This is a genomic window from Rhizobium sp. L51/94 (assembly GCF_019355555.1).
Lineage (GTDB): Bacteria > Pseudomonadota > Alphaproteobacteria > Rhizobiales > Rhizobiaceae > Rhizobium > Rhizobium rhododendri.
The window spans coordinates 186110-205869 of the sequence record NZ_CP072144.1; the positions used below are offsets into that span (position 1 = coordinate 186110).

Annotated in this window: 20 protein-coding genes and 1 pseudogene; 18 read left to right on the forward strand and 3 right to left on the reverse strand. The window is 61.3% G+C overall.

Going from position 1 to position 19760, the window contains the following annotated elements:
• Window positions 1-56 precede the first annotated feature (56 nt).
• The 5 genes from J5274_RS26655 (at window position 57) to J5274_RS26675 (ending at window position 7489) form a co-directional block, all read left to right on the forward strand.
• Window positions 57-2141 carry an ABC transporter substrate-binding protein gene (locus J5274_RS26655; protein ID WP_219276060.1) on the forward strand — a complete coding sequence of 695 codons (2085 nt, stop codon included), beginning with the start codon at window positions 57-59 and terminating at the stop codon, window positions 2139-2141.
• A 117-nt stretch (window positions 2142-2258) separates the two neighbouring features.
• Complete coding sequence (locus tag J5274_RS26660; RefSeq protein ID WP_142829403.1) at window positions 2259-3269, forward strand: ABC transporter permease; 1011 nt, start codon at window positions 2259-2261, stop codon at window positions 3267-3269.
• Window positions 3269-4414 (forward strand): ABC transporter permease, encoded by a 1146-nt coding sequence (locus J5274_RS26665; protein ID WP_224128000.1) that lies wholly within the window; start codon window positions 3269-3271, stop codon window positions 4412-4414. Before J5274_RS26660 ends, J5274_RS26665 begins: the two co-directional genes overlap by 1 nt.
• Before the next feature lie 13 nt (window positions 4415-4427).
• Entirely contained in the window at window positions 4428-6095 is a 1668-nt protein-coding gene (locus J5274_RS26670; RefSeq protein ID WP_142829405.1) for an ABC transporter ATP-binding protein, read from the forward strand.
• A gap of 23 nt (window positions 6096-6118) precedes the next feature.
• On the forward strand, window positions 6119-7489 hold the full coding sequence (locus J5274_RS26675; protein WP_142829406.1) for an alpha-glucosidase/alpha-galactosidase: 1371 nt from the start codon (window positions 6119-6121) through the stop codon (window positions 7487-7489).
• A gap of 63 nt (window positions 7490-7552) precedes the next feature.
• Here J5274_RS26675 and J5274_RS26680 read toward each other — a convergent pair whose 3' ends face one another.
• Both J5274_RS26680 and J5274_RS26685 read right to left on the reverse strand, forming a co-directional pair.
• Window positions 7553-8185 carry an NrsF family protein gene (locus tag J5274_RS26680; protein ID WP_142829408.1) on the reverse strand — a complete coding sequence of 211 codons (633 nt, stop codon included), beginning with the start codon at window positions 8183-8185 and terminating at the stop codon, window positions 7553-7555.
• Entirely contained in the window at window positions 8172-8738 is a 567-nt protein-coding gene (locus J5274_RS26685) for a sigma-70 family RNA polymerase sigma factor (protein WP_142825084.1), read from the reverse strand. The genes J5274_RS26680 and J5274_RS26685 overlap by 14 nt, the downstream gene beginning before the upstream one ends.
• Window positions 8739-8959: 221 nt before the next feature.
• Between J5274_RS26685 and J5274_RS26690 the strand changes: the two genes are divergently transcribed.
• The 8 genes from J5274_RS26690 to J5274_RS26725 all read left to right on the forward strand — a co-directional run bounded on the left by J5274_RS26690 (window position 8960) and on the right by J5274_RS26725 (window position 13924).
• A complete protein-coding gene (locus J5274_RS26690) occupies window positions 8960-9229 on the forward strand; it encodes a DUF2282 domain-containing protein (RefSeq protein WP_142825083.1) in 270 nt (89 codons plus the stop codon).
• Between the two features lie 41 nt (window positions 9230-9270).
• Entirely contained in the window at window positions 9271-9555 is a 285-nt protein-coding gene (locus J5274_RS26695; protein WP_142825082.1) for a DUF2282 domain-containing protein, read from the forward strand.
• Between the two features lie 76 nt (window positions 9556-9631).
• Window positions 9632-10486, forward strand: a complete 855-nt coding sequence (locus tag J5274_RS26700; protein WP_142825081.1) for a DUF692 family multinuclear iron-containing protein — start codon at window positions 9632-9634, stop codon at window positions 10484-10486.
• The gene (locus J5274_RS26705) at window positions 10446-11249 is read left to right on the forward strand and encodes a DNA-binding domain-containing protein (protein WP_224127998.1); all 804 of its coding nucleotides are present in this window, start codon (window positions 10446-10448) and stop codon (window positions 11247-11249) included. Before J5274_RS26700 ends, J5274_RS26705 begins: the two co-directional genes overlap by 41 nt.
• A gap of 18 nt (window positions 11250-11267) precedes the next feature.
• Window positions 11268-11750 (forward strand): DoxX family protein, encoded by a 483-nt coding sequence (locus tag J5274_RS26710; protein ID WP_142825080.1) that lies wholly within the window; start codon window positions 11268-11270, stop codon window positions 11748-11750.
• Between the two features lie 191 nt (window positions 11751-11941).
• Complete coding sequence (locus J5274_RS26715; RefSeq protein WP_142829468.1) at window positions 11942-12361, forward strand: plastocyanin/azurin family copper-binding protein; 420 nt, start codon at window positions 11942-11944, stop codon at window positions 12359-12361.
• 136 nt (window positions 12362-12497) lie between these two features.
• On the forward strand, window positions 12498-12938 hold the full coding sequence (locus tag J5274_RS26720) for a cytochrome c (protein ID WP_142825079.1): 441 nt from the start codon (window positions 12498-12500) through the stop codon (window positions 12936-12938).
• Between the two features lie 77 nt (window positions 12939-13015).
• Window positions 13016-13924, forward strand: coding sequence for a cytochrome c (locus J5274_RS26725; protein WP_374108341.1), 909 nt, complete (start codon window positions 13016-13018; stop codon window positions 13922-13924).
• 46 nt (window positions 13925-13970) lie between these two features.
• On the opposite strand, the gene J5274_RS26730 is transcribed toward J5274_RS26725, so the two are convergent.
• Window positions 13971-15464 carry a glycosyltransferase family 39 protein gene (locus J5274_RS26730; RefSeq protein ID WP_142825077.1) on the reverse strand — a complete coding sequence of 498 codons (1494 nt, stop codon included), beginning with the start codon at window positions 15462-15464 and terminating at the stop codon, window positions 13971-13973.
• Window positions 15465-15851: 387 nt separating this feature from the next.
• On the opposite strand from J5274_RS26730, the pseudogene J5274_RS26735 reads away from it, so the two are divergent.
• The 5 genes and pseudogenes from J5274_RS26735 to J5274_RS26755 all read left to right on the forward strand — a co-directional run bounded on the left by J5274_RS26735 (window position 15852) and on the right by J5274_RS26755 (window position 19749).
• Window positions 15852-16282 (forward strand): annotated as a pseudogene (locus tag J5274_RS26735) (cytochrome b).
• A 71-nt stretch (window positions 16283-16353) separates the two neighbouring features.
• Complete coding sequence (locus J5274_RS26740) at window positions 16354-17031, forward strand: response regulator transcription factor (protein WP_111221038.1); 678 nt, start codon at window positions 16354-16356, stop codon at window positions 17029-17031.
• Window positions 17028-18368 carry a HAMP domain-containing sensor histidine kinase gene (locus J5274_RS26745; protein WP_142825075.1) on the forward strand — a complete coding sequence of 447 codons (1341 nt, stop codon included), beginning with the start codon at window positions 17028-17030 and terminating at the stop codon, window positions 18366-18368. The genes J5274_RS26740 and J5274_RS26745 overlap by 4 nt, the downstream gene beginning before the upstream one ends.
• A 145-nt stretch (window positions 18369-18513) precedes the next feature.
• Complete coding sequence (locus J5274_RS26750; protein ID WP_142825074.1) at window positions 18514-18714, forward strand: hypothetical protein; 201 nt, start codon at window positions 18514-18516, stop codon at window positions 18712-18714.
• Window positions 18715-18852: 138 nt separating this feature from the next.
• Window positions 18853-19749 (forward strand): glycosyltransferase family 25 protein, encoded by an 897-nt coding sequence (locus J5274_RS26755; protein WP_219276062.1) that lies wholly within the window; start codon window positions 18853-18855, stop codon window positions 19747-19749.
• Window positions 19750-19760: the final 11 nt, after the last annotated feature.

Genomic DNA, 19760 nt, shown 5'->3' on the forward strand with positions numbered 1-19760 from the left:
ATTTGGAGGAGCGGAGCTGTCTTTGAAGGAGGCAGTTCACGACAAGGGGAGAGACAATGAGCCATTTCCGATCCATCAGCCTGGCAGCGGGTCTGGCGCTTGCGGCGTCCGTCATCGCGATGAACGCCCATGCCGCCGAGCCGACAATTGCGCCGGTCGCGCCGACTTTTCCGGCCGAAGGCAAGATCAAGTATGTCGCGCGCGACTCCATCCTCGAATTCAAGGCGCTGCCCGAATATCACGAGCCGGACTGGGTGACGGAAAAGTTCGTCAAGACGGGCAAGCTGCCGCCCGTCAAGGACCGCCTGCCGAAGGAGCCGATGGTCTACAAGACCGGCAACATGACCGACGGCATCGGCGTCTACGGCGATACGCTGCGCCATGTCATCGGCGGTCGGCCGGAGGGCTGGAACTACGGTGCCGGACAGAGCCAGGGCTGGGGCGGCATCGATATCGGCCTGTCCGAGTGCCTGACCCGCACCGCGCCGCTGTTCCAGGTCGAGGCCAAGGATACCGAGCCGCTGCCGAACCTTGCCAAGAGCTGGGAGTGGTCGCCGGATGGCCATAAGCTGACCATGCACCTGATCGAGGGCGCCAAATGGTCCGATGGCGTCGCTTTCAACGCCGACGACGTGATGTTCTACTGGGACGACGAAGTGGTGGACCCCAACGTCTCGCCGCTGAACGGAGCCACGCCCGAGACCTTCGGAGTAGGCACGACGCTCAAGAAGGTCGATGACTATACCGTCGAGTGGACGTTCAAGGAAGCATTCCCGCGGCAATATCTGTTCGCCATGGCCTACGGCACCTTCTGCCCGGGTCCGTCGCATATCTTGAAGCCGCAGCATCCGAAATACTCGAAGAACACCTACGATCAATTCAAGAATGCCTTCCCGCCGGAATTCATGAACATGCCTGTGATGGGCGCCTGGGTGCCGGTCGAATACCGCCCTGACGACATCATCGTCATGCGCCGCAATCCCTATTACTGGAAGGTCGACGAGAAGGGTAACCAGCTGCCCTATCTCAACGAGGCCCACTACAAGCTCTCGACATGGGCGGATCGCGACGTGCAGGCCGTGGCCGGCTCCGGCGATATCTCCAACCTCGAGCAGCCTGAAAATTTCGTTGCCTCGCTGAAGCGTGCCGCGCAGCCTGACGCACCGGCGCGCCTCGCCTTCGGTCCGCGCCTGACGGGCTATAATCTCTCCATGAACTTCTCCGCCAACGGCTGGGGACAGCCGGATGCACGCGAGCAGGCCATCCGCGAACTGAACCGCAATCTCGACTTCCGCAAGGCGGTGACGATGGCGCTCGATCGCAAGGCCATCGGCGAGTCCCTGGTCAAGGGGCCGTTCACGGCGATCTATCCCGGCGGGCTCTCCTCCGGCACCAGCTTTTACGACCGCCAGTCCACGGTTTACTACCCTTATGATCTCGCCGCAGCCAAGGCCGAACTCGCCAAGGCCGGGCTGAAGGATACCGATGGCGACGGCATCGTCAACTTTCCGGCTGGCACTGCAGGCGGCAAGGATGTCGAGATCGTGCTGCTGGTCAACAACGACTACGGCACCGACAAGAGCCTTGCCGAGGGCGTGATAGCCCAGATGGAGAAGCTCGGGATCCGCGTGATCCTCAACTCCCAGACGGGCACCAAGCGCGACGACGCCAATTACGCCGGTCGTTTTGACTGGATGATCATGCGCAATCACACCGAACTGTCTTCGGTGGTCCAGAACACCGAGCAGCTTGCGCCAATCGGCCCACGGACGAGCTTCCATCACCGGTCGCCGGAAAGCGGCGAGCTCGACCTGATGCCCTTCGAGCAGCAGCTCGTCGACATCGTCCGCAAGTTCATCACCACCCAGGACAACGATGAGCGCACCAGCCTGATGAAGCAGTACCAGAAGATCTACACCGAGAACGTCAACACGGTCGGCCTGACCGAGTATCCGGGCGCGCTGATCATCAACAAGCGCTTCTCGAACATCCCTCAGGGAACGCCGATCTTCATGTTCAACTGGGCCGAGGACGCGATCATCCGCGAGCGCATCTTCGTGGCAGCCGACAAGCAGGGCAAATACGAGCTCTTCCCGCAACAACTACCGGGCGCGCCGGGCGGCAAGGGGCCGATAGACTAGCCTCCCAAGGCAGTGAGGTATCCGGCCGCAGAGCAAGGCGGCCGGATATCTCTGAAACATGCAGTCCGTTCCACAAACCCGAACTGTCAGACGGCAACAAGAGAAGCGAAAAATCCCATGTTGCGATTTCTAATGGTCCGCATCGCCTCGGCGATACCGATCCTGTTCATCCTCAGCCTGGTGACCTTCACGATCATCCAGGCGCCGCCGGGCGACTACGCCGACTACATCCGCTCGCAGGCTATGAACCAGGGCGGCGCATCCTTCGCGCAGGCCGATGCGCAGGCGCAGGCCTATCGCACGGAGCACGGCCTCGATAAATCGCTGCCGGTGCAATACCTGAACTGGATCGGCGGCATCGTCACGCGCGGCGATTTCGGCTACAGCATGTATTACAACAAGCCGGTGGCCGATGTGGTCGGCGAGCGTCTTCCGAGAACGCTGATACTGGCGCTTGTCTGTCATATCCTCGCGTCGATCCTCGGCATTTCTTTCGGCATCATCGCCGCCACCCGCCAGTATAGCTGGATCGACAGCGTGCTCTCGGCGGTCGCCTTCCTCGGCATGACGGTGCCGCGCTTCCTGATGGCGCTGATCATCGTCTATCTCCTGGTCTTCCAGCTCAATGTCGCGGAAATCGGCAGCTTCTATTCGCCGCAATATGGCGGCGCACCGTGGTCATTCGCCAAACTCGGAGACCTCATCCATCACGTCTGGCCGGTTGTCGCCATCGCCACTTTCGGCGGTCTTGCGTACAACATGCGCATCATGCGCGGTAATCTGCTGGATACGCTGAATGCCCAGTATGTCGAGACTGCACGCGCGAAGGGATTGAGCGGCGCTGCCGTCGTCATGCGCCACGCAGTGCCGAATGCACTGCATCCGCTGGTCATGTATCAGGGCGTCGTGCTGCCTTATATGCTCACCGGCGAAATCGAGACGGCGATTATCTTCGCGCTCCCGACCGTCGGCCCGGCCATTGTCGGGTCTATGGCCGTCGGCGACGTCTATGTCACGGCGACCTTCATGATGGTGCTGTCAGCCACCCTAATCGTCGGCAACATCATCGCCGACCTGCTGCTGGCCCTGCTCGATCCCCGCGTCCGCCAACAGGGAGGAGCTTTCTGATGGGTGCCTTCATCAAAACGGACTTGCCCCAGCCAGTCGTCGAGCCTCAGGTCGAGAAGGTCAAGTTGAGAGGCGGCAACGAGAGTTACCCGGCCCTCGTCTGGCGCCGGCTGAAGCGCTCGTGGACAGGCATGGGCGGGTTGATCCTGGTTGCACTGCTGCTGCTGATGTCGATCTTTGCCGAATTCGTGGCGCCGATGGATCCGAAGGCCACCGACAGCGGCTTCGCACCGCCGCAGATCATCAGCTTCCACGATAAGGATGGCGGCCTTGTGCTCCAGCCACGCGTTTACGCGCTGGCTGAAACCGATGCCCTCGATCCTGTCACGTTCCAGCCCGTCGTCGGTCCGGACTACAGCAATCCGCGACTGATCGGCCTGTTCGTCAAGGGCGACAGGTACGACCTGTTCGGCCTGATCCCCGGCAACCGCCATCTGTTCGGCTCGACGGACGGCCAGGCGGTACATTTCCTAGGCACCGACAAGTTCGGCCGCGACGTGCTGTCGCGCGCCATCTACGGATCGCGCGTGTCGCTGATGATCGCGCTGACCGTCGTGTTCATCGTCACCGTCGTCGGCACGACTGTTGGCATGGTGTCCGGCTATTTCGGCGGCACGTTCGATGCCTGGATGCAGCGCTTCGTCGACCTCGTACTGGCCTTTCCGCAATTGCCGCTCTACCTGGCGCTGACGTCGCTGATCCCCGTCACCGCGCCGACCAATGTCTTCCTCGCCTTCGTCATCTTCGTCATGTCGGCACTCGGCTGGGCGCAGATGTCGCGCGAGGTGCGCGGCAAGACGCTGGCGCTCGCCCGCATCGACTATGTCCGGGCGGCAATGGCCGTCGGCGCCACCGACCGGCGCATCATCATGCAGCACATTTTTCCCAACGTCATGAGCCATGTCATCGTCTCCGTGACGCTCGCCATCCCGAGCGTCGTGCTGCTCGAATCCTTCCTTGGCTTCCTCGGTTTCGCCGTCAAGCCGCCGCTGATCTCCTGGGGCCTGATGCTGCAGGATACCTCGACCTATTCGGTCATTGGCTCCTATCCCTGGATCCTCACCCCCGTCGCCTTCGTGCTCGTCACCGTCTTTGCGTTCAATGCGCTCGGCGACGGTCTGCGCGATGCTGTCGATCCCTACTGAAGGAAGACGCACCATGGCTCTTTCCGTCGTCGAAAATTTCGCTCCCGTGCTGCGGCTCGATCATCCAAGCCGAACGACAGCGCCGATCATCGATGCCCGCAATGTCGCGGTCAACTTCAAGGTCGAGGACGGTATAGTCGAGGCTGTGAAGGATATCTCCTTTCAACTCTACCGCGGCGAGACCATTGCGATCGTCGGCGAATCCGGGTCCGGCAAGTCCGTCACCGCCCGCACCGTCATGGGCCTGCTCACCAAGCGTGCCATCGTCGCACCGCAGTCGACCGTCGCCTATGACGGGCGCAACGTGCTGAAATTCTCCGAGCGCGAACGCCGCAAGCTGCGCGGCGACAGGATCTCGATGATCTTCCAGGAGCCGATGAGTTCACTGAACCCGATCTACACCATCGGCAGCCAGATCGTCGAAGCCATCCGCGTCCATCGCCGCGTCAGCCGGCAGGACGCCTACAAGCGGGCGCTTGAACTACTGGAAAAGGTACAGATTCCAGACCCGAAGGCCCGGCTCAACCAGTATCCGCATCAACTTTCGGGCGGCCAGCGGCAGCGGGTGATGATCGCGATGGCGCTTGCTAACGATCCGGACGTGCTGATCGCCGACGAGCCGACGACGGCGCTTGACGTCACGGTGCAGGCGCAGATCCTCAACCTGATCCGCGACCTGCAGAAGCAACTCGGCATGGCGGTGATCCTGATCACCCACGACCTGACAGTGGTCAAACAGTTTTCCGACTACGTCTACGTGATGCAGCTTGGCGAAATGCGCGAGCACAACACGACGGCGCAGCTGTTCGCCAATCCGCAGCACCCGTACACCCGCCATCTGCTCGGCTCCGAGCCAAAGGGGCACGCCAAGCCGCTGCCGGAAGGTTGCGAGCCGATCCTCGAAGCCAAGTCCGTGCGCGTTTCCTTCATGTTGAAGCACGGCACCTTCTTCAAGCCGGAAATGCGCGAGCTGGTCGCCGTCGGCGGCCTCGACCTCGAATTGCGCCGGCATGAAACGCTCGGCATCGTCGGCGAATCCGGCTCCGGCAAGACCACGTTCGGGCAAGCGCTGCTGCGGCTGATCAATGCCGATAGCGGCGAGATCTATTTCGACCGCCAGCCGATCCACGATCATTCGCGCAACGACATGCGGCCCCTGCGCTCACGCATGCAGATCGTCTTCCAGGATCCGTTTTCATCGCTCAATCCGCGCATGCCGGTCGGGCAGATCATCGAGGAAGGGCTGATCGTCAACAACATCGGCGCCAACAAGGCGGAACGGCTGGCACGGGTGAAGGAGGCACTGGTATCGGCCGGCATGCCGTCCAACATACTGTCGCGCTTCCCGCATGAATTTTCCGGTGGCCAGCGCCAGCGCATCGCAATCGCGCGGGCCATCGCTCTCGAGCCGGAATTCATCCTGCTCGACGAACCGACATCGGCGCTGGACCTTTCCGTCCAGGCCCAGATCATCGACCTGCTGCGCAAGCTGCAGGACGAGCGCGGCCTCAGCTATCTCTTTATTTCGCACGATCTGAAAGTCGTGCGCGCTCTTTGCCACCGCGTGATCGTCATGCAGAATGGCAATATCGTCGAGCAGGGCCCCGTCGAAGACGTCCTCTCCCACCCCAAGACCGCCTACACCGAACGGCTCGTCAAAGCCGCATTCGAGGTAGCTTGAACATTTTTTGTCCGGAGGCTTACATGGCAAACAACCCCAAAATCACTTTCATCGGCGCCGGTTCAACCGTCTTCATGAAGAATATCATCGGCGACGTGCTGCAGCGTCCCGCCCTGTCAGGCGCCAGGATCGCGCTGATGGATCTCAATCCACAGCGTCTCGAAGAGAGCGCCATCGTTGCCCGCAAGCTGGCGTCGACACTAGGCGCCTCGGCCACGGTCGAAACCTTTACCGATCAACGCCGGGCGCTGGACAAGGCGGCTTTCGTGGTCGTCGCCTTCCAGATCGGCGGCTACGAGCCCTGCACTGTCACCGACTTCGAGGTGCCGAAGAAATACGGCCTGCGCCAGACCATTGCCGACACGCTCGGCGTTGGCGGCATCATGCGCGGCCTGCGCACCGTCCCCCATCTGTGGAAGATCTGCGAGGACATGCTGGCCGTCTGCCCGGACGCGATCCTGCTGCAATACGTCAACCCGATGGCGATCAACACCTGGGCAATTTCCGAGAAATACCCGACCATCAAGCAGGTCGGCCTCTGCCATTCCGTACAGGGCACGGCAATGGAACTCGCCGAGGATCTCGAGATTCCCTACGAGGAAATCCGCTATCGCTCGGCCGGCATCAACCACATGGCCTTCTTCCTGAAGTTCGAGCATCGCCAGCCGGATGGCTCCTACCGCGATCTCTATCCGGACCTGCTGCGCGGCTACCGCGAAGGCCGGGCGCCGAAGCCGACATGGAACCCGCGCTGCCCTAACAAGGTGCGCTACGAGATGCTGACGCGGCTCGGCTACTTCGTCACCGAGAGTTCGGAGCATTTCGCGGAGTACACCCCCTACTTCATCAAGGAAGGCCGCGAAGACCTGATCGAGAAGTTCGGCATTCCGCTCGATGAATACCCGAAACGCTGCATCGAGCAGATCGCCAAGTGGCAAAGCCAGGCGGATACATACCGGAGCGCCGACAAGATCGAAGTCGCGCAGTCGAAGGAATACGCCTCGTCGATCATCAACTCGGTCTGGACCGGCGAACCCTCGGTGATCTACGGCAACGTCCGCAACAACGGCTGCATCACCTCGCTGCCGACCAATTGCGCCGCCGAGGTCCCTTGCCTGGTCGATGCGTCGGGGATCCAGCCCACCTACATCGGCGCCCTGCCGCCACAGCTGACGGCCCTGATGCGCACCAACATCAACGTGCAGGAACTCACGGTCCAGGCGCTGATGACGGAGAACCGCGAGCACATATACCATGCCGCCATGATGGACCCGCACACAGCCGCCGAACTCGATCTCGACCAGATCTGGTCGCTGGTCGATGACCTGCTGGCAGCCCACGGCGAATGGCTGCCGGAATGGGCCCGCACCAAAAAAGCCGCACAGGCGGCCTGATCTACCGCTCTCCTCCCCGAAGAATGGGCGTCGCAGCTATGCTGCGGCGCCCACCTGGTAATTTCACCACCGGAGCAAGCGGTTGCCGAGCAGTGCGCCGATGCCGGTGACGAGGGTGACGGCCATCATGTACCAGGATGCGACGAACAGAGGGCTGTCGTCGGGGCAGTGCCAGGCATAGATGGCAGCCGCGATACCGCCAGCCGCAAGGCCGGCGACAGCGCCCGCCAGCCGCGGACTTTCCGGCGCTCCATGGCGGAGGGCGAGCATGAAGCCCGCGAGCGGCACCAGCGACAATACCGGGATGAATATGAGGCAGAATGCGGCGTGTTGACCCATCATGCTGGATTTCCACACGACCTCGGGAACGACCATCAGTTCGCTGGCGACTGCCACGACCAACGCCGCAAGCGGCAGCAACAACCAGCGCGAGATCGTCAGCGATGCACCGGGGCGGCCGATCCGAAAGACGAGGACGCAGGCGATAATTGCCAATGTCAGTGTCAAGAGCAGCTTGAAAGCGACACGCACCGTATCGATCGCATCCGCCATATCGGCACGCATGCCGATGGTCGACAGTAGCAGGACGGCGGATCCAACGATGCCGATCGCCAACGCCAGCGCCAGTCTGCGGCCGAGCCGTACACGGACCGGGGCGTCTTCCGCCAGGAGGCTGATCAGGTCATTCGTCTTCACGCGTTTCACTCCGATAGAACAGGGCCAGGGACTTCAAGGCCCGATGCAGCGCAACGCGCACCGCACCTTCCGTCATTTTAAGCCTTGCGGCCGTTTCGCCGATGCTCGTTCCCTGCAGGGAGATAGAGCGGACTATGTCGCGCTGCGGATCCTTCAGATGCTGCAGAATCCGTTCCGCGTCGAGCCGGTCGAACCCATCGCTCGACGGCTCGGCTTCGAGCGTTTCGATGACGTCCTCGATCGGCACGTTGACCCTGCGGCCCCTTCGCCTAAGGCTGTCGATCAGCTTGTTGCGGACGATGACCGACAGCCATGGACCGATGGGGCGGGCAGGGTCCCAGGTTCCCCGCTTCAGGTGCACAGCAAGAAGCACTTCCTGAACGACATCTTCCGCTTCGCTCGGCGGCGCGCCAAGCTGCTCGCAGCGTCTTCTCGCCATGGCTCGCAGATAAGGTGTCACTGCCGTCAGAAATCGGGTGTAGGCCTGCGTGTCGCCTTCGATGGCGCTGCGCATCCACTCCGCCCATTGCTCTTCGCGCGCTGAATAATTCAACCCACATCATCCCCTACGGCGAGACGCACAATCTTGTTACCGATGCTGCTACAATCTTTTGCACTCTGCCAATATCCTTGCAGGCAAGCCTTGTCCCGCGCATTCGCCAGGACGGCAAGGGCCGTTTGCAAAAAGATTTCGAACGGCCTGTAACAACCCTCGGGTCGTCGCCGTAGTCCCTGTTGCGAGCCAATCACGGCTCATCGACGGGAGACAAAATTATGAAGAACAGCATCGCTACACTGGCACTGGCCGGCTCGCTGGCATCGGCACTCGCAACCATTACCGCCCCTGCAGCCTTCGCCGCCGACACCAAGGAAAAGTGCTACGGCGTCGCCATGAAAGGCCAGAACGACTGCGCTGCCGGCAAGCACGATTGCGCCGGCAAGTCGACGATGAGCTACGACAAGGCATCCTTCAAGCTCGTACCGACCGGCACCTGCGTTTCGATGAAGACGCCGCATGGCCATGGCATGCTGAAGCCGGTCTGAGCCGAAACGCCCGCACAGCGATCCATTCATCGGAGTTTGATATGACCAACCTTACGACAACCGTCGTCGTCGCCTCTCTGGCAACGGCCTTGAGCCTCATCGGCGCCGTCTCGGCCTCGGCCGCCGATGCCAAGAAGGAAAAATGCTACGGCGTCGCCCTCAAGGGCCAGAACGATTGCGCCGCCGGTGCCGGCACCACATGCGCCGGTACCTCCAAGGTCGACTACCAGCAGAACTCCTGGAAGCTCGTTCCCGCCGGCAGCTGCGTCACGATGACGACACCCAAGGGCCACGGCACGCTGACCCAGGGTCCGGCCCCGATCTGAGCCTACTGCGAGGCGACCTCAGCCAAGAGCGGCGGCACGATTGTCGTGCCGCCCCCGTTATCGAAGGGAGAGTGCCATGAAATCCCCCACACTGCCGGGCCGTGCCGGCGTCGGCTTCAAACCGGAGCATTTTTCCGCCATCGATGCCGAGCGACAGCCGATCGGCTTCTTCGAGGTGCATGCCGAAAACTACATGGGTGCCGGCGGACCGCCGCATGCCCGCCTTAGCCGCCTGCGCGAGGATTATGCCCTGTCGATCCATGGCGTCGGCCTCTCCATCGGCTCGATGCAGGCGCTCGACACCGCGCATCTCTACAGGCTCAAGATGCTCTGCGATCGCTACGAGCCGGAGAGCTTTTCCGAGCACCTGGCCTGGTCGAGCCACGACAGCGTTTTCCTCAACGACCTGCTACCGCTTCCCTATACGGAGGAGACGCTGGCCCGTGTCGCGGAACATATAGACGAGGTGCAGACGACGATGAAGCGCCAGATGCTGCTGGAAAATCCGGCCACCTACCTGCTGTTCGAGGAGAGTTGCATCGACGAAACCGAGTTCCTTGCGGAACTGGTCCGTCGCACCGGCTGCGGCCTGTTGCTGGACGTCAACAACGTCTTCGTCGCCTCCACCAACCATCACATGAACCCCCGCGAGTACCTTGCCCGCTTCCCGCTGCAGGCCGTGCGCGAAATTCATCTGAGCGGCCATTCCGAAACCACCGACGACGCCGGCGCGCCGCTGCTGATCGATAGCCACGACACGCCGGTCAAGGATCCCGTCTGGGCGCTCTACGAAGAGGTAATTGCCCGCACCGGCCCCGTAGCGAGCCTGGTGGAATGGGACAACGACGTTCCGTCCTGGGCTATCTTGCGTGCCGAAGCGGAAATGGCCGATGCAATCCTGCAACGGGCCGCTGCCCGCCAAGCAGCCTGAGGTCGCCATGTCCCTCGACACACAGGCCCAGTTTGCTAACGCCCTGGGCGACCCGCGCCGCGACATGCCGGACGGCCTGACCGCCTGGAACGGGCGGCACCCCGCACGGCGGTTCGACGTCTACCGCAACAACGTCGCCATGGCCCTGACAGGCGCGTTGTCGGCGCGGTTTCCGGTCACTGTCGAGATCGTCGGCGAGGCATTCTTTACAGCCATGGCGCTTGAATTCGTCCGCTGCCATCCACCACTTTCGCCTCTGCTTCTGGCCTACGGTGACGATTTTGCCGCCTTCGTGGTTGAGTTCGAACCGGCCCGGGAATTGACCTATCTGCCCGATGTCATCCGCCTGGAGGCTGCCCGCAGCATGGCCTATAACGCCGGGGACAGCATGCCGCTCGACGGCGCAGAGCTTGCAACGGTTGCGCCGGAGCATCTCGCCGGGGTCATTATCCGACCGCATCCGTCAATGTCCGTCCTGCGCTTCACCACGCCGGCCGTTACCATCTGGGCGATGAATGCGGGGGAACTGGAGCTCGCGCCGATAGACGATTGGCGCGGTGAAGACGCGATGATCGTCAGGCCGCAAATGATCGTCAATATTCATCGCCTGCCACCGGGCGGAGCAACCTTCGTGACGGCGCTGGCCGAAGGCCAAACGCTCGGGACGGCGGCAGTGGCTGCCATCAATGAGGCCCCAGACTTCGACCTGTCCACCAATCTCGCGGGCATCCTGCAATCCGGCGCCTTCGCCGCAATCATCTGATCCATCTGGAGACACATCATGACCGACGATATAACCCTGGCCGCAAGGCCGGACCGCACGCTGCTGGGGAAAAGTCGCGCCATACTGCGTCTCCTCGATCGTATTCCGCACGACGCAATCGCATTGCTTTCGCGGCTGTCGATTGCCGCCGTCTTCTGGCAATCGGGCGAAACGAAGGTCGACGGCTGGCATGTCACCGACAATGCCGTCTATCTGTTCGAGACGGAGTACAAGCTGCCTTTCGTCGATCCATGGCTTGCAGCCCACCTGTCGGCATTCGCCGAACATTTTTTCCCCCTGCTGCTGGTGATCGGGTTTGCCAGCCGGCTCTCGGCACTGGCACTGCTGGGGATGACTTTGGTCATCGAGATCTTCGTCTATCCCGACGCTTGGCCAACCCACGGCACATGGGCTGTCTGCTTCCTCGTCATCATCGCCGGCGGACCCGGAAGACTGTCCGTCGATCATCTCATCGCCCGTCGTACAGGCGTCACCATCTGAAGGCAAAACTATCCGTATTCGGGCAAGCCGGTATTTGTTTCTACGAGGTTGCTCGCCATCGCAAGTCAAGGAAATCAGGGACTTGTTAACTAAACTTGGCCCCTGTAAGCTTCTTGTAATAAACACTCGCGATGAAGCTTGCACGGTAATCACCGTGCAAAAAGGAGGACGTGTCGATGAATGTCTTGAAAATGACTTTTGCCACTGTTGCGGCAGTAACTCTGGTCGCCTTTGCTTCGCCCTCATGGGCCGAGACGACGATCAAGGTGGTTGAAACCGGCGAGGGCGGGGGCGCTATGGGTCTCAAGCTCGATCCGATGACCGTCAAGGCCGGCCCGGCTGTCCTTTCTGTTCACAACGATGCAGCGACGGAAAATCACGAGATGATCGTGGTCAAGCTCAAGTCGGCCGACCAGAAGATCCCGTTGAACACCGCCAAGCACCGGGTCGACGAGAAGCAGCTGAAGAGCCTTGGTGAAGTCTCCGACCTGAAGCCAGGCGCCAACGGCGAGCTCAAGGTCAATCTGAAGCCCGGCAGCTACCTTGTGTTCTGCAACATCAAGGGACACTATGAAGCTGGCATGGCTGCAACCTTGACAGTCACGCCCTGAAACCAGCCGAGGTCGCCCCCGCTCGATGGCGCGGCCTCGACCCCTCGTCGTTGACAGCCAGCAGGTTCGCGAAACGCCCGACAGTGCCTTTCCGGCCACCACCTGGACAGAGTTCCTCATGATCGGAGACAAAGCTATGCGCGCCAAAATGATGATGACTACATTCGTCGTTGCAATGGGATTGACTGCCGCCTTCGCTGCTGACGAGGGAACCAAGCCTGCCCGCGAGGCCATGATGAAGAAGATCGGCGGTTCCGTCGGCATCATGGCGGCAATGGCAAAGGGCGACAAGCCATACGATGCAGCGGCAGTGAAAGCTGCTCTCATGACGATTTCGGAAACGGCCAAGGCCTTCCCGGACCAGTTCAAGCCGGATTCGGACAAGACCGACAAGGCTGCAAGCCCGAAGATCTGGGAAAACCCGGCCGACTTCAAGGCGCATGCCGACAAGCTCTCGGCCGATGCCGAGATGATCGCCATGAAACTGCCGGCAGACGCTGCAGCCCTCGGCCCGGCATTGAAGCAGCTCGGCGCGGATTGCAGCAGCTGTCATCAGGTCTACCGGCAGAAGGAGTAGCGCGCCTCCGGTTGCAGCGGCGCGTTGACTGACATCGCCAAATCCGCCGAAACTGAAATGGGAGGAAGACCTTGATCCTGAATTTTCGGCGGGTCCTGGCAATCATTGCTGGCGCCGCCCTTGCTGGCGTGGCGGGATTTTATGTCCTGACCAAGCCAACTCCACTTCCCGATAGCCATTGGGCCAACCTCGGAACTCCGGACGTCAAGAAGGGCGAGATGGTTTTCTGGACGGGCGGCTGTTCGAGCTGCCATGCGGCCAAAGGTGCGGAAGGCGATGCAAAGCTCGTCCTCTCCGGCGGCCTCGCGCTCAAGAGCCCGTTTGGCACGTTTCATGTGCCGAACATCTCCCCGGATGACACCGCAGGTCTTGGCAAGTGGACACTTGCGCAGTTCGGCAACGCCATGAAACGCGGCGTTGGACCCGACGGCGAACATCTTTATCCGGCTTTCCCTTACGGCTCCTACAGCCGCATGAGCGATGCCGATGTGAACGACCTGTTCGGCTACCTGAAGACATTGCCGAAGAGCAGCAACGTCGCACCACCCCACGAGCTGCCGTTTCCTTTCAACATCCGGCTGTTGCTCGGCGGCTGGAAACTCTTGTACTTCAGTGAAAAGCCACGCGTCGTGCTGGACAATCCGAGCGACAAGGTGAAGCGCGGACAATACATCGTCGAGGGACCCGGTCACTGCGGCGAATGCCATACCCCGCGCGATCCGCTGGGTGGCTTCAAGGCCGACAGCTGGCTTGCGGGCGCCCCCAATCCTGAGGGAGAGGGCAACATTCCCGATATCACGCCCGGCTCAAAGTCGATCGGATCCTGGAGCGAAGCCGATATCGCAAGCTATCTGGAAACCGGCATGACTCCGGATTTCGACAGCGTCGGCGGTTCCATGGTGGAGGTCCAGCAGAACCTCGCCCATCTGCCCGCCTCGGACCGCGAAGCGATCGCCGCCTATCTCAAGGCGATACCGTCGAGGTGACGCGGGCGAGACGTCATTTGTCCCAACCGCTTGCTTTGAAACCCGATCATTGCGCTGCCTGGCAACCGCTGGACAGGATATTGCCTGCAGCCCCGGAGACGGCAACGACCGAATAGTCGTCGATGACCCTCGTCCCGGCACGGCGGGCAACGTGCTCGACGGGGCCGGTGGATCGGAAGCATTTCAGATACTGTGCCAGCCGCCCTTCGCCGGTGCGCACCACCAGCAAGGCAGACTTTTCCGCAAGAGAGGCGTCGGGGCTTTCGAATGTGTAGCGCTGCCGATCGACGATCGATTGAACCTTGTCTGCTTGATGCGAATAGAAGGCGATTTCGCCTGTGAGCCCATAGTCGGTCGTGGCGATCCATGCGGCACCGGTTTGCTGCCTGCGGCCTTCCAGCTCCGTCGTCAGGTCTTGCCAGCCGATGACCGTGTCGGCCGGGCTCGTAAACGGAACGCGCTCGCCCATCGGCGTGGCGAGGTAGAGAGGGAGCAGGGACGACAGTCCTATGCCGACCGGCACGACCCAGAGCCGGAGACGCCTCAGATGGACGTTGCCCGAAGCCTCACCTGCCACCGCTGCGGCAATGGCAAGCGCCGGGTAGGCAGGGGCAGGCCAGTTCGGATGCACCCAGTCGTGCAGCGAGTGAATGATCAGATACGCGACCAGGGGGGCGGTCAGTGCGACCAGAAAGATGAAGGGGTCCGACCGGCGATTTTGGCAATGGCGGCAAAACCGCCAGACCGCAATACCCGCGAAGATGGCGATGACCGGGTTCATCAGTCCGAATTGCCCGCCGATGAATGTGGCAAGCGAGTTGAGCGCCGGATGATGATCGCCGAGCCGGCCGAACTGCTTGGCAAAGGACGCCCAGCCATGATCTGCATTCCAGACCAGCACCGGCATGAAGACCGCAAAGGCCGCCAAGCCTCCCAGCAGGATCCATGGGCTAAAGCGCCAGCGTACGGCCCTGGGATCAAGTAAGAGCCACAGCAGGATCCCGGGACCGATGAAGAAGTTGGTGTACTTGCCGACGCAGCCGGCTCCGGCAAGTACACCGACAACGATCCACCAAAGCGGATTTTCCGTGCGTCGCAGGCGCGCCAGGGCCCAGATTGTCAGGGACCAGAACATCACAGACGGCGCATCTGGGGTCGCGAAAATAGCCTCGAGCCCCACCAGGAACATTGCGTTCAGCCAGACCGCAGAACGAAAAGCCAATCGGGTGTCGTCATAGAGTTCGATGACGGTCGCATACACCGCCAGCGATGCCACGGAGACCGACAACACGGGTAAGGCGCGAACGCCGAGCGCGGTATCGCCGAAGACATGGGTGGACAGCCATATCCACCAGGCGATCATCGGCGGATGATCGTAATAACCGGCCGAGGGAACGCGGGACCAAAGCCAGTAATAAGCCTCGTCGGAATTGAGGTCGGTGTGTGCCATGGCAAAGAGCCGAAACGCCGCGAGCACCGCAGCCAGCAGCATGACCGGCCACCAGTTACCGACGCGTATCCCGCCGGCTTTATAGTGCACGCGGAATGACCTTAAGGATTGCGGACGCGCGTGTTCGGACGTCAACAACTGCCGCGGCGGACTTATGCAGACACGTCTTTTTCACCAACACGCAAGCGTTCCCTCGATAGGTCCGGTGGCAGGGTCCATACCAGACCGGATTCCGAAATGCGACGGCCATTGAAGGCCAAAACTTACGCCAGACTTACATAGACAGCTTATCAACCCTTTATTGCATCGTTACGAATTTACAATTTATCGAATAGTGTTCAGGTCGATGTCAGCTGTTTGGTATCTTAGCTTTCACCAAGCAGATCACCCAACCTGAAAGATCCCGTCTTGGAAAATCACCATTCAAATTCGTTTTCGCTGCCGCAGCGTGTGCTTCACTGGCTGACGGTTCTCCTAGTGTTCTTCAACCTGTTGCTTCCCGATGGCATGAGCGAGTGGAACCGCGCCATCGAGGAGACCGGCTCGGCGAGCGCAGACCAGATCGCAAGCGCCAATATCCACGCCTATGTCGGCATAGCCATATTCTTCATCGTCATCGCACGCCTTTTCCGCGCTTCACCAGCGGCGCCCCGGCATCGCCTTCGCAGGAACCGAAGATTTTCAGCATCGCTGCCAAGTTCGCGCATGCAACGCTCTACCTCCTGCTGCTTGCCATGCCGCTGACCGGTGGGGCGGCCTACTATTTCGGCATCGACGTCGCAGGCGGTATTCATGCGGATGTGCTGAAGGTTATCCTCTGGGTGCTGATCGGCGGCCATGTGCTCGGAGCGCTGGTCCACCAGTTCTACTGGAAGACAAATGTCCTGCGCCGGATGACCGTAGGCTGACGCTGGCAGCAGCCGTTCCCGCATAGAAAAGCACCACAAAACTTAAACTTCGCCATCTGGAGAACCGTTGGATGCGACTGCTTTTGGTCGAAGACAACAGCCGCCTCGGCAAACTGACCTGCGGTGCGCTGAAGGCGGCAGGCTTTGCAGCCGATCTGTTTTCGAATGCCGAGGAGGCAGAGGCGGCGATGGCTGTCGTCGCCTACGATGTGATTGTGCTCGATCTCGGCCTGCCGGATCGCGACGGCGCGTCGCTGTTGGAGCCCGCCCGGCGGCACGCGCCATCCGCGCCGATCCTCATCCTGACAGCCCGCGACGATAGCTCGTCTGTGATAGACCTGCTCAACCGTGGCGCCGACGACTACCTCTGCAAGCCGTTCGTCATGGATGTTCTGATTGCACGGGTTCGCGCGCTGCTGCGCCGGCCGGGAACCATGCGCACGTCGGTCCTCAGCGAGCGCAACGTGGAGCTCGATCCCGCGCAATATCGCGTCCGGGTCGGCGGGCATGATCTCGACATCAGCCGTCGCGAGCTTTCGGCGCTGGAACTTCTCATGCGACGGTCCTCGCGCGTTATATCGCGCGCCGATTTCGAGGAATCGATGTACGGCTTCGGTGAGGAAGTCAGCTCCAACGCGGTGGAGGTGCTCATCCACCGCCTTCGACGGAAGCTGGAAGGGGCAGGGGCGGAGATCGAGATCCACAATCTGCGCGGCCTCGGCTACATGCTGGCAGAAAAGCGGCCATGAGCTACCGAAAACTATCGCTGTTTTCGCGGCTGGTGCTCTCCATGTCGCTCGTGGCGACGCTTGCGGTCTTCGCCAGCATCGGTTTTCTCTACATCCGCTTCGCATCGGCCAACAATCGCTTTCGCGAGGAGACGCTGCTGACCTTTGCCCGGGGAATGGCCAAGGAACTGCCCTTGCAGCAGGGCGGCTTCAAGTTTGTGGTGAACCGGCTTGGCGAACTGCACGGCCAATACGCCGTGCTGAGCGGTGCGAACGAGTTGCTGAGCGCATCCGACGGTGTTTCCGGACCACTCGTGCCCGCCGACGATGTCGACCAGCGCTATTTCTCACTGCCTGCCCATGACGGCATCCCAAGACTTTTTGGCCTGTCGCTGCGCCTTGCCGACAAAGGCTTGGCTCGCTATGTCCAGGTTGCCTTTCCCAGCAGTCATCTCGTGTTCGACAGCGTCCTAGAAGAATTCGTCGGGGACATAGCCTGGATCTGGCTGCCCTTCGTCGTGGCGATCCTCGTGACAAACATCGTGGTTGCCAAACTCGCGCTCCGGCCACTCACCCGCGCGGCACGCGAGGCGGAAGGGATCAGCCCGGCCAGCATCAGCGTTCGCCTGACCGAAGGCGACATGCCGCCCGATGTGCTGGCCATCGTCAAGGCTGTGAACAACGCGCTCGGCAGGCTGCAGGGCGGCTATCTGGCCCTCGAGCGCTTCTCCGGCAACATCGCCCACGAGCTGCGCACGCCGATGACCATCATCAAGGCGCAGCTTTCGGCATCCGACGGAGCGTTTTCCCGCGATCTCGAACGAGACTTCGATGCGCTGGAGCGGATTGTCACGCAGCTGGTGGACAGGGTGCGGCTCGGCGGCCTTCATTTCGAAACGGACGACTGCGTCGACCTCTGCGAGATCGTCCGTCGCGTCGGCGCCTTCCTCGCCCCGATCATAATCCAGAAGGGGAGGTCGATCGAGATCATCACGCCAGACCACCCTGTTCTCATCAGCGGCGCCAACGACTTCATCTTCCGGGCGCTGCGAAACCTGATCGAGAATGCGGTCGAACACAGTCCTGTCGCCGGCACGGTGACGATCACCGTCAGCAACGAGCGCGAAATCTCAGTCACGGACGAGGGGACAGGGTTTCCGCCCATCAAGCTCGATCCGGTGGCAAGAAGAACCCAGCAGTCCGTCAGCGATCGTTCCGATGGACTGGGCCTCGGCCTCTCCATCGTCGACGAAACAATGATGGCGCATGGGGGATTGCTGATCCTGTCTAACCCGACCGGCGGCGGAGCGTCTGCGCGGATGGTCTTTCCGACACCCTCTTCTCCTCGAGCTCTGTAAGTCGCCTGTAAGCTGCAGCCGCCATAACCGGCGAAGCGATCGATTGGCTCTCATAGCCCGTCGCCAAACGCGGATGGATGAACCGTGCGCTCAATCTGGCTGCCCCCGACGCATGATGCGAAGGCCGGCCAAAGGAGATGCGCCCATGTCTGCAATTTCATCCATCGCCGCCCTTTCCACCACCGCACCCGTCCAGGCACGACCACCGGTTTTGCCAGCTGCATCTGCCAATCCGCCGGACATTTCAAAGCCGACCGTTGGCGCCTCATCGGCCGCCAATGTGCCATCGGCCATCGCAGCACTCTCTCTGCGTGGCGCGTCGGATGGCGATTCAGACGACCGCTAGCACGCATGAAAGTCGCGGCGGGATGGCCTGCTGCCGTGTCGCCGCTATTCCGTAAGTCAGCTGTAATTTCTGCCGCCAATAGCTGTGGCGGCAAATCGGCGAATGTGCCGACAAGAGATCGCAGCGGGTAATGACGACATGCACCGGGTCAATCGCGAGACACTTACCGTCCCTGTCTATCTGATCAATCTGGACAGGGCGCCCGACCGTCTGGAACTGATGACCTCGATGCTTTCGGATCTGTCGTTGCCGTTCGAGAGGGTCTCCGCCATCGATGGGAGGGCAATCCAGTTCCCGACCGCCGATTTTGCCGAGCGCGCCTATGTCCTGCGCCACGGCAGGCGGCGGAACCCGGCCGAGGTCGGATGCTATCTCAGCCACATCGAATGCGCTCGCCGGCTGCTGGCCTCATCGTCGGAGCATGCCCTCGTGCTCGAGGACGACGCGGTTCTTCCCGACGATATCAGCGACCTGATCCAAGGCGCTATCGAAGCCGGCGAGACCTGGGATATTCTGCGGCTATCGAGCGTCAACAGCGGCAAAAAGCATGTTTTCCGCAAGATCACGCCCCGCCGGAGCCTGGCGATCGCGCTGACGCGCGAAAAAGGTTCGGGTGCCTATGTCATCAACCGTCGGGCGGCGGAGTGGTTCGTCACCGGCCTGATGCCTATGCGCCTTCCCTTCGACATTGCCTTCGATCTTGAATATTTCGCAGGCCTGAAGGCAGCCTTCGTCGTTCCCGTACCAGTCATTCAGGATATCGGCCTGATATCACAGATACAGGGCCACCGTCGGGCGTTTCATCTTTCGCGCTGGCATTATCTATCTGTCCAGCCCTACAGGGCATGGCTGGAGATCACGCGTCTGCTCAGCCGGTCTGCGCGGTTGCTATCGGCCCTCGCAAGGGACGACGCCGAACCTGATCGGCACGCCTATGATCGAGCGCTTCTCGGCGAAGACCGATACCTGCCAGACATGGCTGTTTCAACGGACCAGCACAGCAGGCAGCGGCGACCAGGACGCCGACGTGCATGATACCAACGGGA